Origin of the sequence: Micromonospora sp. DT43, from assembly GCF_049841645.1 — a bacterium.
Lineage (GTDB): Bacteria > Actinomycetota > Actinomycetes > Mycobacteriales > Micromonosporaceae > Micromonospora.
Genome location: NZ_JBNCKR010000002.1, coordinates 798,224 through 811,950, shown reverse-complemented (window position 1 = coordinate 811,950; position 13,727 = coordinate 798,224). Strand labels below are relative to the sequence as shown.

The 13,727-nt window shown below is 75.0% G+C and carries 10 protein-coding genes and 3 tRNA genes; 6 read left to right on the top strand and 7 right to left on the bottom strand.

Annotated features, from left to right (window positions below; translation table 11 throughout):
- The first annotated feature begins 3 nt into the window (after positions 1–3).
- Positions 4–78 (top strand) — tRNA-Val (locus ACLQ26_RS07795).
- An 81-nt stretch (positions 79–159) separates the two neighbouring features.
- Here the strand turns inward: ACLQ26_RS07795 and ACLQ26_RS07790 are convergent.
- The 5 genes from ACLQ26_RS07790 to ACLQ26_RS07770 all read right to left on the bottom strand — a co-directional run bounded on the left by ACLQ26_RS07790 (position 160) and on the right by ACLQ26_RS07770 (position 8,897).
- A complete protein-coding gene (locus ACLQ26_RS07790) occupies positions 160–2,919 on the bottom strand; it encodes an FtsX-like permease family protein (RefSeq protein WP_425743763.1) in 2,760 nt (919 codons plus the stop codon).
- Positions 2,916–6,080, bottom strand: coding sequence for an FtsX-like permease family protein (locus tag ACLQ26_RS07785; RefSeq protein ID WP_425743762.1), 3,165 nt, complete (start codon positions 6,078–6,080; stop codon positions 2,916–2,918). The genes ACLQ26_RS07790 and ACLQ26_RS07785 overlap by 4 nt, the downstream gene beginning before the upstream one ends.
- 7 nt (positions 6,081–6,087) lie before the next feature.
- Positions 6,088–6,810: an ABC transporter ATP-binding protein gene (locus ACLQ26_RS07780; protein WP_425743761.1), complete on the bottom strand. Its 723-nt coding sequence runs from the start codon at positions 6,808–6,810 to the stop codon at positions 6,088–6,090.
- Positions 6,807–7,739, bottom strand: coding sequence for an ABC transporter ATP-binding protein (locus ACLQ26_RS07775; RefSeq protein ID WP_363682444.1), 933 nt, complete (start codon positions 7,737–7,739; stop codon positions 6,807–6,809). The genes ACLQ26_RS07780 and ACLQ26_RS07775 overlap by 4 nt, the downstream gene beginning before the upstream one ends.
- 177 nt (positions 7,740–7,916) lie before the next feature.
- Complete coding sequence (locus ACLQ26_RS07770) at positions 7,917–8,897, bottom strand: helix-turn-helix domain-containing protein (RefSeq protein WP_425743760.1); 981 nt, start codon at positions 8,895–8,897, stop codon at positions 7,917–7,919.
- A gap of 70 nt (positions 8,898–8,967) precedes the next feature.
- Here ACLQ26_RS07770 and ACLQ26_RS07765 point away from each other — a divergent pair, with 70 nt between their 5' ends.
- Positions 8,968–9,783, top strand: a complete 816-nt coding sequence (locus ACLQ26_RS07765; protein WP_425743759.1) for an isocitrate lyase/PEP mutase family protein — start codon at positions 8,968–8,970, stop codon at positions 9,781–9,783.
- A gap of 145 nt (positions 9,784–9,928) precedes the next feature.
- On the opposite strand, the gene ACLQ26_RS07760 is transcribed toward ACLQ26_RS07765, so the two are convergent.
- Positions 9,929–10,201 (bottom strand): DUF6458 family protein, encoded by a 273-nt coding sequence (locus ACLQ26_RS07760; protein WP_425743758.1) that lies wholly within the window; start codon positions 10,199–10,201, stop codon positions 9,929–9,931.
- Positions 10,202–10,350: 149 nt separating this feature from the next.
- Between ACLQ26_RS07760 and ACLQ26_RS07755 the strand changes: the two genes are divergently transcribed.
- The 4 genes from ACLQ26_RS07755 to ACLQ26_RS07740 all read left to right on the top strand — a co-directional run bounded on the left by ACLQ26_RS07755 (position 10,351) and on the right by ACLQ26_RS07740 (position 12,523).
- Positions 10,351–10,423: transfer RNA gene (locus tag ACLQ26_RS07755), tRNA-Gly, on the top strand.
- 48 nt (positions 10,424–10,471) lie between these two features.
- Positions 10,472–10,546 (top strand) — tRNA-Val (locus tag ACLQ26_RS07750).
- A gap of 115 nt (positions 10,547–10,661) precedes the next feature.
- Positions 10,662–11,312 (top strand): TOPRIM nucleotidyl transferase/hydrolase domain-containing protein, encoded by a 651-nt coding sequence (locus ACLQ26_RS07745; protein ID WP_425743757.1) that lies wholly within the window; start codon positions 10,662–10,664, stop codon positions 11,310–11,312.
- A 203-nt stretch (positions 11,313–11,515) separates the two neighbouring features.
- Positions 11,516–12,523, top strand: coding sequence for an NAD-dependent epimerase/dehydratase family protein (locus tag ACLQ26_RS07740; RefSeq protein ID WP_425743756.1), 1,008 nt, complete (start codon positions 11,516–11,518; stop codon positions 12,521–12,523).
- A 23-nt stretch (positions 12,524–12,546) separates the two neighbouring features.
- Here the strand turns inward: ACLQ26_RS07740 and ACLQ26_RS07735 are convergent, their stop codons facing one another.
- The gene (locus ACLQ26_RS07735; RefSeq protein ID WP_425743796.1) at positions 12,547–13,521 is read right to left on the bottom strand and encodes an Acg family FMN-binding oxidoreductase; all 975 of its coding nucleotides are present in this window, start codon (positions 13,519–13,521) and stop codon (positions 12,547–12,549) included.
- Between the last annotated feature and the right edge of the window lie 206 nt (positions 13,522–13,727).

Genomic DNA, 13,727 nt, shown 5'->3' with positions numbered 1-13,727 from the left:
CACGGGCGATTGGCGCAGTGGGAGCGCGCTTCCTTGACACGGAAGAGGTCACTGGTTCAAACCCAGTATCGCCCACCAGCTGGACAAGTAGGTTGAAAGGCCCGTTACCGAATCTCCGGTAGCGGGCCTTCGTCTATTCGGTCGTAGCCCACCGGCCGTCTACTCGCCAGCGCGGAGCACCTCGCTCAGCCGGTCGCGCCGCCGCAGCGCCGACTCGACAGGTACGACAGTGCCGGCCGCCGCCAACAGCGCCACGCTCAGCAGGCCGAGCAGCCACCACGGCAGGACCGGGCCCGGGTCGGCGGCTTGGCCGGTGACCAGCCGCAGAGCGAGTGGGCCGAGCAGCAGGCGTGCGAGCAGGGCCCCGAGGAGCGGGCCGCACACGGCGGCGACCACGGCCGGCGGCAGCAGCTCTCCGGCGGCGACCCAGCGGGCGTCGCGTGGCCGGAGGCCCAGGGTCCGCAGCCGGGTCAGGGTCTGCCACCGCTCCGACGCGCCCGCGGCGGCGGCGAGCGCGAGGCCGAGCAGCCCCAGCGCCAGCAGCACCGCGGCGGCCGTCCACGTGAGCCGCAGCAGCCCCTTGGTCAGCGGCGCCATCCGCTGCCCCCGCAGGACGTCCGCGCGCAGCACGACGTCGGCAGCGACGTCGCTGTTCGACACGGCCCCAGCCGCGCCGGGGCCGCTCACCCAGACGGTGTTCGGAACGGCGGGCAGCCCGGCGTCGGCGAGGGCTGCGGCGTCCACGATGACGACGTCGCCGGCACCGCCGACGGAGGGAGCGGTACCGACCGCGGCGAGCTGGATCGCCGGGCCGTCGTCCCGGAGTAGCTGCAACCGCGTACCGGTGCGCAGCTCGCCGTCGCTCGATCGGACCAGCGCCGGGATCTCCCCGGTACCGGGACCGGGTGCCGTGAGCCGGGCCAGCGCCGGCGCGTCGGGCAACGGGGTGGTGGCCAGCAGGCGCTGAAACGCGCCGGCGTCCACGATGACCAGGCGTGGGGCGAGCGGTGTCGATTCGGTGAAGACGCGCGCCGAGTCGGTCACCCGGGCGGCGACGACCTGGTTTACCCCCGGAGCGGCAGCGATGCGCTCGGCGAGTGCGGGCGTGGTGGCGTCGGCGTCGGCGCTGACGTCGAGGCGGGCGTCGGCGCCGACGGTGCTCCACGCGCCGTCGGCCAGTCCTCGGGTGACGGTTGCGCCGAGGATGAGCGCGAACGACGCGAGCGCCGTGCTGCTCACCAGAGTCAGCAGCGGCAGCGCGCGCCCGGCCGTGGTCGCTGCCCGGGCGGCGCCGAACACGGCCAGCGGGCGGCGCGAACGCAGGGCCTGTCGGAGCGCGAACCGCGTACCGAGGGGCAGCAGCCGGAGCAGGACGAGCGCACCGACGAGCGTGCCCAGAGTGAGGGCGCTGATCGGCAGGATCAGGTCGCCGGTCAGCTCACCGGTCTCGCCGTCGGGGGCGACGGGCAGGAGCCCGCGCTGGTGCAGTGCGCCGAAGGCGGCGACCGCGGCGATTCCGACGGCGGCCTCCACTGCCGCGCGGCGCAGCTGGCCGGTGACCCGGATCCAACGCCGAGCGGCCGGGTTGGCGGGTTGACGCCGGTCGCGACTCGCGCGGGCGGCGACGAGGGTGCCGAACGCCGGCCCGGCGACGGCACCGGCCAGGATCACGGGAACGGCCCAGGTCCAGGAGACGCCCGGAGCGGCTGCGCCAGCTAGCGCGAGCCCGACGGCGGCGGCCGACAGGGACAGCACCGCGGACTCGACGAGCAGTTCCGCGCCGACGTCAGGTAGCGCCGCTCCACGCTGCCGGGCGGCGATCAGGGCCGGGGAACGGCGGCGGACCAGCAGGTCGGCGGCGAGCAGCAGGACCAGCACCGTGGCGGCCAGCACCCCGGTGAGCAGGACGGCGGCCTGTGTGAGAACGGCGCTGATCCGGGCACGGGCGTCGCGCAGCGCCGTGTCCAGCTGCGATTCCCACTTCAGGGACTCGTTGCGGTCGCCCGAGGATCCGGAGGTCGCCTTGAGCTTGACCACCTGACTGGCGAGCTCCGCGGTGGTGTCCCAGGTCAGCGCCTCGGGCCGCGGGGCGAAGTGGACGGTGCGCCGCAGTTGGTCCTGATCGACGGCGAGTCGGGCGTCCGGTAACGACTCACGCGACAGCAGGCCGCCGTAGCGGGTGGTCCCCACGCCGTCGACGCCGGGCAGGGGGCTCAGGAGCGACGGGGCGAGCCGCCAGGCGGGGTCGGCGCTGTCCGCGGGTCGGTAGATCCCGCTGACCCGGACGTCCTTGTCGCGTCCCCGTCCGTCGCTTAAAGGGATCCGATCGCCGGTTCCGAGGTGGAGTGCGGCGGCGTCCGCCTCGGAGAGGCCGATCTGCACCGGCCAGGGCGGTCCGCCGTAGGGCGTCTCGACGTACTCGTCGGGGCGAGTGGCGCCGGGTGCGCTGCCGGCGACCCAGGTCACGGCCGGGCCACCGAGGTCACTGGCGAGGTAGGTGAACTGGAAGGTACGCGGCGCGTTGCCGTCGGTGATGTGCAGGATCGGGCCGTCGACGACGGCGATGGGCGGGAGGAGCGTGGCGTCCAGGTCCGGTCCGAGCGCGTGGGACGCCCGGGCACGGAAGGTGTCGACGTCGTCGGCGAGGCGGGGTGCGCGGACCCGCCCGCCGGTCGGGCCGTCGTCGCGTTCCCAGTCGGCGTGCACGAGGACGTTCGAGTCCTGGCCGGCGCGGCGGACCGTGTCCTGGACGGCGTTGTCGGCGGCGGCGCGGAGCAGCGCCGGCGCGGCTCCGGCGAGCAGCGCCACGGCCGCGATGACGGCGGCGGTGAGCAGCAGCGGCCCGGCGTCGGTTCGGCCCCGGCCGCGGATGCTGGGCCAGTGCGGCGCCGGCCATCGGCGGGTCAGCCACCGTTTCACGGCGCCACCCGCAGGTGCGCGGCGTCGGCCCGGCGGACCTGCACGGTCACCACGACGGTGACCGCCAGCAGGCATCCGACCAGCAGTACGGCGAGCAGTGCGGCCTCGGCCGGCCACGGCCAGTGCGGTTGGGCGGCCGGGACGGGCGCGGCGCCGCTGTCGGAGCGCACGAGCAGGGGAGCGACGATGCGGGTGGCGAGGGCGCCGACTGCCGCGCCCGTCGCGAGGAGGGGCAGCAGTACGCCGGCGTGCTGGCCGAGCAGGACGGCCCGGATGCCGCGCCGGGACATCCCCAGGCCGCGTAGCCGCGCCACCTCGACGGCGCGGAGCTGTAGATCGCAGGTGACGTGCAGGACGACACCGGCGAGCAGCAGCAGGGCCGCGGCCGGGACGATAAGCCGGAGCGCGATCGGCAGCCCTGCGCGCAGTGGGCCGCTGGTGAGGCGGGCGGTCTCCGCCTCGCGGGCCGCGACGCTGCCCAGGTGCAGGGCGGTGGCCCGCTCGGCGGCGCCGCCGGCGGGGTGACCGACCCACCAGGCGTCGACCGGGAAGGTCAGGTCGCCGGTGACGGCGCGTGCGCGGGACAGTGTGTCCAGGTCGGCCAGGACGGCGACGGCGCCGGGGGCGGACGGTACGGCCGGCACGACCTCGGTGACGACGATCGGGACGGGCGTGATGCCGACCGTGACGCTGAGCTGGCTGCCACGGTGGGCACCGACCTCGCTGGCGAAGCGGGCGGAGACGGCGACGGGCACCGGGCCGGGGTCGGGGAAGGCGGTGGCGACAATGGTCCGGGCGGCGTCCTCGGCGCCGCCGAGGTCGACTGTCGCGGCCATCCGCAGCGCGGTTCCCGCGGGCGTGGCGGACAGGCCGACGATCAGGTCGCTCACCTTGGTCGGGACCGGGGGCGCGGACGTGGCGGTCCAGGCCGATCCGTCGGGGGACCTCTCGGTCGACAGCGTGGGCGGCACGGTGAGTGTGACGGCTACGGCGACGGGTGCGCCGATCGCGTCGGAGGTGACCGGCAGGGCGACCGCCACGAGGCGCTGCCCGTCAGCAGTCGCGCAGGCCGGTAGGCGGACCTCCTGGCCGTCGAGCGGTACGGCGGGACCGGTGCAGGTCGTGCGGAGGCCGCTGGCGTCCTGCAGCAGCAGCCGGGGTGTCACGGCGAGCGGGGTGTCGCTGGCGGCGGTCCCGCTCAGGACGAGTGGGGCGTCGGCCGGAATGGCGATGCCGGTGACCGGGGTACGTGGTGCCAGCGTGGCGCCCACGGCCGACCATCCGCGGTCGCCGTCCAACCGCCCCCGTAGCAGCGCGTCGGCGCGGGTGGTGTCGACGGCGACGAGGCGCGGCGGTTCGCCGGCGGTGCCGAGCCACTGACCGACTGTGGTGCCACGGTTGAGGGCCGGACTCACCGCCCCCGCGGTGGCGGCGCTGACGTTCGCGCCTTCGCCGGCCACCGGCGCCGTGCCGAGGGTGAGTGCCAGATCGGTGCCGACGGAGAGCGCGGCCTGGTCGCGCTGCGACTGGTGCCACGTGTCGTCGAAGGCGAGGCCGAAGGTTCCGGCCGCGCAGGCCAGCCCGACGAGCAGCCCGGCGGCGACCGCCTGGGGCCGGCGGGCGCTCTCGGCGACCGCCAGCGGAAGCGCCAGCCCGCGGGCGCGGTACGCCAGCCGGTCGACGCCGCGCAGGGCGGGCAGTACGACCCGGAGCGCCAGGGCGGCGCCCGCGGTGAGCAGCAGCGCCGGCGCGAGCACCCGAACCGCGTCGGCGCGCGGGCTGGCGGCGGTGGGCTGTGCGTACAGCTGCCACCATCCGGCGGCGGCGAACACCGCGAGCATCAGGTCGGCACCGGAGCGGGCCAGTAGTTCGCGGCGGGTGCGTCGGTCGCCGGGTGCCGGGACGGTCCGGATCGCCAGGACGGCGAGGACGGCGGCGAGCGCCAGCGCGCCGCCGGTGACCGCGAGGACCTGGACACCGGTGATCGCCGGCGCGACGGTCAGGCCGGCGCCGTCCAGCGGTGGCAGGTGGGTCAGACCGGCGTGCAGGGCCGACGAGGCCGGAATCGCGAGCGTGGCGGCGACGGCGGTGACGAGCCCGGCCTCGAGTGTGGCGGTCGCGGCGAGTTGGCGACGGCTGGTGCCCAGGGCGGAGCGCAGGGCGGTCTCGTCGGCGCGGATGCCCGCGGTCAGCCGGCCGGCGAGGACGAGCGCCGTCGCGGTCAGGACACTGCCGAGGGCGGCGATGGCGAGCACGACGGCGGCGGTGACGTGCCGTTGGTCGTCGGCGGATCGCAGGGTCGCCGGCAGGTCGGAGGCGACACGTGCGAGCTGGACGCGGTCGCCGAGGGTGCCGGCCAGCCGGCGGTCGGCACCGTCGACCGCCCCGGCGACGGTCTCCAGGTCGCGGCGGTGGGGGTCGGACAGGTCCGGATGGGCGGTGATCTCCATCCGGTCGACTGTGGAATCGGTGGTGACCAGGTCGGCGAGGTCGACGAGGAACGGGCCGTAGGCGTTTACCGGTTGCAGGAAGCGGCCGTCCCGGTAGCCGATGGCGGAGCCGGCCGCGGCCAGGGGATCGCGGTCCCAGCCGCGCCCCGGCAGCGGCCGCACCACACCGACGACTGTCACGTCGACGGCCGGGACGGGGGCGTGGGCCAGTTCGGTGCCGAGGCGCACCCGGCGGCCGGGGGTGAGGCCGAGCAGGTGGGCGGTGGACTCCAGCAGCACCGCGTCGCCCGGGTGCTGTGGCCAGCGCCCGGTGACCAGCTCGGCGCGGGTCGGCAGGTCGTCCAGCCCGGACAGGTACGCCTGGGGCGCAACGGTGGTGCCCGGGGCGAGCGCGGGCGGCAGCGCCCGCAGCACCGTTGACGCCCGTGCGCTTGTCGTCACCGGGAACGGTGCGAGCGCGGAGGCCACGACGGTGCGGGTGTCGGCGGCGACGGACGCCGCGTCCCCACCCTCGACGGTTCCGGTGTAGACGGTCACGTCGACGGCGGCGGGGGCGGCGCGGGCCATGGCGACCTCCAGCGCCCGCTCGGCGGTGCGGGTGCTCAGCAGGGTGCAGGTGCCCAGCAGGGTCGCGCCGATCGTGACGACCCCGAGGAGGGCTGCCAGCAACGGCCACTGTGCGCGGGTACGCCGGCTGACCAGCCTCAGCATCGTCGCGTCACCGGGCGTCCGGCAGAGGCTCGCGCGGCTGCCCGGCAGCCTGCTCGTCGAGGTGCCCGTCGTGGATGCGGATCACCCGGTCGGCCAGGGCCATCATCACCGCGTCGTGCGTCGACACCACGACTGTGACACCTTCGGATTCCACTATCCCGCGCAGCAGGGCCATCACCGACAGGCCGGTCTCGGCATCCAGTTGCCCGGTCGGCTCGTCGGCGAGCAGGAGCTGGGGCGAGGCGGCCAGCGCGCGGGCGATCGCCACCCGCTGCTGCTGGCCGCCGGACAGCTCGGTCGGCCGCTGCCGGGCGTGGTCGGCCAGGCCGATCAGCTCCAGCAGCAACTCGACCCGCCGCTCGCGCTCGGCCGGGGCGACGCGGGCCAGCCGCAGCGGGGCGGCCACGTTCTCCGCGGCCGACAGCACCGGGATCAACCCGAAGCTCTGGAAGACGTACGACACCTTCTCGCGCCGCAGCCGGGACAGGCCGTCCTCGTCGAGCGCGGTGACGTCGGTGTCGCCGACGTGCACGGTGCCGGCGTCCGGGCGGTCCAGGCCGCCGAGAACGTTGAGCAGGGTGGTCTTGCCCGAGCCGGACCGGCCGACGAGCGCCACCATGGAACCGGCGGCCACGTCGAACGACACGCCGCGCAGGGCATGGACGACTGTCGGCCCGGTGCGGAAGCGCCTGTGCACACCGCGTACGCGAAGCAGCGGCTCGCCGCTCATTCGCCGCTTCCCGAGTCGGGGTGGATCGTGATGTGGTCGGTTTCCAGGGCCAGCCGGACCCGTCGGGTCAGGGCCAGCGCCTGGCGGAAGTCTCGGGGTACCTGGACGCGCCCGGCCCTGTCCATCACGGCGTACTCCTCGGCGATCGTGTGCGTGTCGCCCTCCGCGTCGGTGGTGGTGCGGCGCAACACCTCGCTGCTGGTGCGCCCGTCCCTGATCGCGACGGTCCGTTCGACCTGGCCGCTGACCTCCGGGTCGTGGGTGACCACGACAACTGTGACTCCGTAGCGCCGGTTGACGTCCCGGAGCACGCCGAAGACCTCCGCGGACGTGGCGGCGTCCAGCTCGCCGGTCGGCTCGTCGGCGAGCAGGATCCGCGGCTGGTTGGCCAGCGCCACCGCGATCGCGACCCGCATCTGCTGCCCGCCGGAGAGTTGCCCGGGACGCCGATCGGCACAGTCGGCGACGCCGAGGCTGTCCAGCAGCTCGGCCGCGCGCTCCCGGCGCTCCTCCTTCGCGGTACGGGCCGCCGTCATGGGCAGGTCCACCATCTCCCGTGCGGTCAGGTAGGGGATCAGGTTGCTTGCCGTCTGCTGCCGTACGAACCCGACGGTGCGCCGCCGGTAGTCCACCCGGTCCGCGCGGGACATGGCCAGCAGATTCCACCTGTCGACGCGGACCCGCCCGGCGGTGGGGGAGTCGATGCCGGCCAGGATGGAGAGCAGCGTCGACTTGCCCGACCCGGAGGCGCCGACGATGGCGACCAGCTCGCCGCTCTCCACGGCCAGGTCCAGGCCCTGCAACGCCTGCACCTCGATCGAACCGGTCTGGTAGATCCGCACCAGGTTTTCGCAGACGATGAGCGCGTCCCGGCCGAACTCGGGCGCCCGCGCGGTGGGTTGCGGCAGGGACAGCGGTGTACGGGACATTCCCTCTCCGTCCGCATGCGTCAGCGGCCTTGATTGCCGTGCTGACGCAGATTGAAGCAGCTTCGCGTATCGGCGGCTCCGTCGACCATGCCCCTGCCGGCTTTCCTGCATCCTGGGCGAGGGTCTGGCGGCGCAGGGGACGGCGCCGCCCGGGTACCGGGGTCGCCCGGTCGACGTCTACGCGGTCGCCGAGAGCAGAGCCTCCGCGAGGTCGGTGCGGGCGCTGAGCAGCGTCCGGCCCCGACGGTGTGTCACCACCAGACCGGCCGCGCGCAACGCGGTGAGGTGCTGGGAGACGCCGCCGGGTGACATCCCGCTGCGCCGGGCCAGCTCGGTGGTGCTCACCGGCCCGGTCAGTTCGGCGAGCAGCCGGGCCCGTCCGCGTCCGAGGACGGCGGCCAGCGCGTCCGGGACGCCGTTCGGCCGCTCCCAGAGGGTGCCCAGTCCGCGGGCGGGGTAGGCGAGCTGCGGCGCGTCCCCGGTGGACACGCTCAGCACCGACGGCCAGACGAATACCGACGGGACCAGCACCAGGCCCGGACCGTCCGCGACGTCCGGGGCCAGGCAGTGCCGCTGCGCGACGAGCAGGGTGTCGCCCTCCCACCGGACCTGCCGGTGCAGGTCGTTGAGGAGAACCGCCGCGCCGTCCTTGGCGAGCAGGCGCGCGCGTGCGGTCACGTCGGCGTCGAGCAGCAGCCGCAGCCGTGGCCAGTGCGGGGCCAGGGCGATCCGCCAGTACGTCTCGATCTCCGCACTCAGCCGGCGCAGCCCGGCCGGCGGGTCGGCGTACAGGGCGGAGAGCGCAGGCGTGCGCTCGCCCGGGTACAGGTCCAGGTGTGCCCGGACGGTGTCGGCCGGGGTGGCGCGCAGGGCGGCCAGTTCGGCGGCCAGGTCCGGGATGAGGCCGACGGGCGGCGGGGTGAGGAAGTCGGCCAGGTAGCCCGGCGGGGCCGGCACCAGCTGCCAGAGCAGTGCGTCGTCCTCCTCGATCACTCCCGTCTCGGCCAGCGGTTGTCGTACCCGGCGGACCCAGGGCAGGTGGACGGCGTGGTCCCCGGGGTCGCGCAGCACCCGGACGCTCGCGACGACCTCCCACAGGCAGGAGACGGCGAACCGGATGCGGGCGACGGCGCCCGCCGACATGCTGATGGCGACCACGGCACTCCCGTTGGTTTCAGCTGGCGCTAAAACATTACCGGCGGCCGCGGGGCTGGCCGAGACTTGCCGCGTGAGCGAACACCACACCCGAGCCGAACTCTTCCGATCCCTGCACACCCCCGGGTCGCCCCTGGTCCTGGTCAACGCCTGGGACGCCGCGAGCGCCCGCGTCGTGGCGGCCTCCGGCGTCCGCGCGGTGGCCACCACCAGCGCCGGCGTCGCCTGGAGTCTCGGTGCGCCCGACGGTGACATTCTTGGCCGCGACGCGGCCGTGGACCTGGTCCGCCGGATAACCGTCTCGGTGTCGCTGCCGGTCACCGCGGACATCGAATCCGGGTACGGGGAGACACCGGCGGAGGTCGGCGTGACCACCCGAGCCGTGCTCGACGCCGGCGCCGTCGGCGTGAACATCGAGGACTCCCACCGTACGGACGGCCCGCCGCTGCGCGACGTGCCCGACCAGTGCGCCCGCATCGGCGCGGCGCGGGGCGCGGCCGACGCGGCGGGTCTGCCGCTCTTCGTCAACGCCCGGATCGACACGTTCCTCAGTGGCGCCGGGGGCATCGACGAGACGGTGGCCCGGGCCGCCGCCTATCTCGCCGCCGGCGCGGACGGCATCTTCGTGCCCGGCGTGGTCGACCCGGTGACCATCCGCGCGCTGGTGCAGGCGGTGCCGGCGCCGCTGAACGTCCTCGCCGGGCCGGGTGCGCCGGCGGTGGGGGAACTGGCCCGACTGGGGGTGGCGCGGGTGAGCCTCGGCTCGTCGATTGCGCAGGCCGCGTACGCGGTCGCCCGCCGGGCGGCGGACGAGGCCCTCGGCACGGGCACGTACGGCGCACTGGCCGACGCCCTCGACTACGGCACGCTCAACGCCCTCATGCGCTGAACGGGCGGGCCAGGTCGGGCTCGGAGCCGGCGCCTCCCGTGGCGCGCGGGGGGCCAGGAAGACGACGGGCCGGCCGCCTCTGTCGAGGTGGCCGGCCCGCGTTCGCGTGCTTCGCCAGTTCCGTCGGCGGTGGCCCATGCTCGTGTCACAGCGGCGGGGCGATGTCCCGCCGCTCCTCGACCCGGCGGTACTCCACCGGCTCCTCGACCCGGCGGTACTCCACCGGCTGCTCGGTGGCGACGGGAACCGCCTGGCGACGGCGACCCCAGATCAGCGTGGTCATGATCAGGCCGAGCACGCCGGCCCCCATCAGGATCCAGCCGACCACGTCGAGGTTGATGCCGCCGACGTTCGCGTCGAGGGCGAAGGTGAGGATCGCGCCGAGCGCGATCAGGAAGATGCTGGTGCCGATACCCACGACAGCCTCCTTCGGGGGGTGTGGTGCGCTGTCGAGAGCTCTCAGTACCCCGGCGGCGACCTGCGCAATCAGCGCGGTCCAGGGTCGCGTGCCCGCCGATCTTGGCATCGGGTAGAGTTTGCCGCGTCGCCGACGTTCGTCGGGGACGTGCGGACGTAGCGCAGCTGGTAGCGCATCACCTTGCCAAGGTGAGGGTCGCGGGTTCGAATCCCGTCGTCCGCTCGCGATCCGCCTCGACGGGCCCGAGTGCCCGGGTCGGGCGGAAACCACGGGCGATTGGCGCAGTGGGAGCGCGCTTCCTTGACACGGAAGAGGTCACTGGTTCAAACCCAGTATCGCCCACCAGGGACAACGGCTCGTCATCGACATCGGTGGCGGGCCGTTCGCGTGTGACACCGCTCGGACGCCCGCCAGCAATACCGGTGGCGGGGCGGTGCCGCTCGTTGCGACACTCGGTCCCGTGCGAGAGCCGGACCGCTTCCGAGCCGCCGTACGCCTCTGGGCGGCTGGCGGTCCCGATGCGGCGACCGCTGCCGGCGTGGCCCGCGAACTGGCCACCGGCCTGCGCGCCGTCGTGCTCGTCGAGGGGGTCAGCGACCAGCGCGCGGTGGAGGCGCTGGCGGAGCGACGGCGTCGCGACCTGGCCGCCGAGGGTGTGTGCGTGGTGCCGCTCGGAGGGGCGATGAGCGTCGGTCGGTACCTGCGGCTCTTCGGGGCGCACGGCCTCGCCGTGCGCGTACGAGGGCTGTGCGACGAGGCCGAGGAGGGCTTCTTCCGACGGGGCCTGGAGCAGGCGGGGTTCGGCGTCGGCCTGACCCGGTCGGCGATGGAGGTGCTCGGCTTCCAGGTGTGCGTGACCGACCTGGAGGACGAACTGATCCGGGCGCTCGGCAGCGACGGCGTCGAACGGGTCATCGCGGAGCAGGGCGACCTGGCCCGGTTGCGGGTCTTCCAGAACCAGCCCGCCCAGCGTGGACGGTCGCTCGAGCGGCAACTGCGTCGCTTCCTGGGCACGATGAGTGGCCGTAAGGCCCGGTACGCGGGGGCGCTCGTGCGGGCTCTCGAGCCGGGCGCCGTGCCCCGCCCGCTGGACCGGCTGCTCGCCGGCTGACGGCCCGAACCCGGCTGACCGCCCGAACTCGGCTGACCGCCCGAACTCGGCTGACCGGCCGAACCCGGCCGACGGCCCGAACCCGGCTGACTGGCCGAACCCGGCTGTGCGATGGGCCTCGCCCCCTGGATTCTGCCGAGGGCAGATCCGCTCGCGGTGAACAGGAGCACCGCCCGCCGCCCCGATCCGGCAGGGTGGAGCACATGAGACTGCTGGTGTTGGGCGGTACGGGTTTCGTCGGCGGCGCGACGGTCACCGAGGCGGTACGCCGGGGCTGGTCGGTGACGGTGTTCAACCGGGGGCTGCACGGGTCGGTCCCACCCGGCGTACACCGGTTGCGGGGTGATCGGACCACGCCCGACGGCCTGGCCGCGCTGGCCGGCGGCGAGTGGGACGTGGTGGTGGACACCTGGGACGGCGCGCCGCGCGCCGCCCGCGACGCGGCCCGCGCGCTTGTCGACGGGGTCGGGCACTTCGTTTACGTGTCGAGCGGTTCGGTCTACGCCGACCCGGTGGTGCCGGGCTCGGACGAGGCAGCGCCGGTGGCCGACGGCGATCCGGACGCTGTCGACGGCGACTACCAGCACCTCAAGGCCGGGGCGGAGCGGGCGGTGCGGGAGGTCTTCGGGAACCGTGCGCTGATCGCCCGGGCCGGGCTGATCCTCGGTCCGGGGGAGGACATCGGCCGGCTGCCCTGGTGGCTGAACCGGATCGCGCGGGGCGGCGACGTACTCGCCCCCGGCCCGGCCGAGTTGCCGATCCAGTGCATCGACGTGCGCGACCTGGCCAGCTGGATGCTGGACCAGGGCGAGCGGGGGCAGGGCGGCACGTTCAACGCGATCAGCCGTCCCGGGCACTCCACGATGGGCGAACTGCTCGACGAGTGCGTGACGGTCACCGGTTCCGACGCCCGGCTGCGGTGGACCGACCCCGAGCCGATCCTCGCCGCCGGCGTGGAGCCGTGGAACGACCTGCCGATCTGGTTGCCGCTCGGGCATCCGTACCGCTGGCTGCTGGAGCGGGACACCAGCCGGGCCCACGCGGCGGGGTTGACCTGTCGGCCGGTGGCCGACACGGTGGCCGACACGTGGCGGTGGCTGCGGGAGGTCGGGGCCGTCCCGCCGCGCGCCGGCAGACCCGGCCGCGGTTCGGTCGGCCTGGACCCGGCCCGGGAGGCCGCGCTGCTCGCCGCCGCCGAGCCGGCGAGCTGAGCTCATCGAGGATCCGCAGGCGGTCAGCCGCGGCGCGCCGGGTGGTCCAGCACCTCGTCGACCGCCCGGCGTGGGGTCGGCCGGCCCGGCTGGCCGTACCCGATCCGCAGCACCATCTGCGGCGTGCCGAACCGCCCCAGCGACAGCCGCAACTGCTCCCGCGCGGTGGGCACCTCGATCGGCTGGGACAGCATCGACACGCCGAGCCCGGCGTCGGTGGCGGTGAGCAGTACCCGTTGCAGGGCCTGGCCGGCGACCACCTGGTCCACGGCCGTGTTACCCAGGGAGCCGAGCACCCCCACCAGCGGTTCGGGCTCGAAGTCCCGCCCCGGCGCCCGGTCGCGCCCGCCGAAGCCACGCATCGGCAGCACGTCCTGCGGCTCGTGCCCGGGGCCGCCGGCCGAGGCGGGTACGCCATCGGGTGTGGGCTCGTGGCGTAACCACCACTGGCGTTCCGCCCGGTAGGCGGGGTCGCGCTCCAGCACCCGGTGCGCGCTGCGGGCGATCTCGCCGAACGCCGTCACCGCGCTCACCCCGATCAACAACTCCAGCCAGCACTGCTCGGCGCGGGCCGCCTCGGCGAGGTGCCACCGCGCGTCGGCCGGCACCGGGTCCGGCCAGAACGGCAGCCGGTTGCTGAACCGTCGGGGGATGGCCGCGTGCAGGCTCTGCTCGGCGGGGGTGGGCCGGCGCGGGATGTCCGGCACCAGCCGGGCCAGCAGACCCGGCTCGGCCGGGTCCGGGCGCAGTCGTACCCGGGCGGGGACGCCGGTCACGGCCAGCGCGAGCCGCAGGTTGAACAGGGCCGCCCCGCAGGCGATCCGTACGCCCCAGCCGCTCGGGTCGGTCGCCGGCAGGCGCCGGGTCGGGTCGGCCAGCACGTCGATCCCGCCCTCGCGCAGCCGCAGCCGCCACGGCTGGGAGTTGTGCAACGACGGTGCCCGCACCGCGTCTCCGGCGGCGGCCCACAGCTGATCCGCGGTGTAGCCGATGTCCATGGCGGTGCTCCCTTCCCGGGTGTACTGGCGCGATGCTGCCGCCATCCCCACCGTCCCCCGCCAGGGGAATGTCGAGCAGGGCCGGACGTCCCGACCCGCCGGGCCCGACCGCCCCTGCCTGCGAATCCAGCCCGGCGCAGTCCAGTCGGTGAGGGGGTCCGCTTCGGGTCGGGACCTTCGGCCCGTGCGCCTGGGCCAGTGGCGCG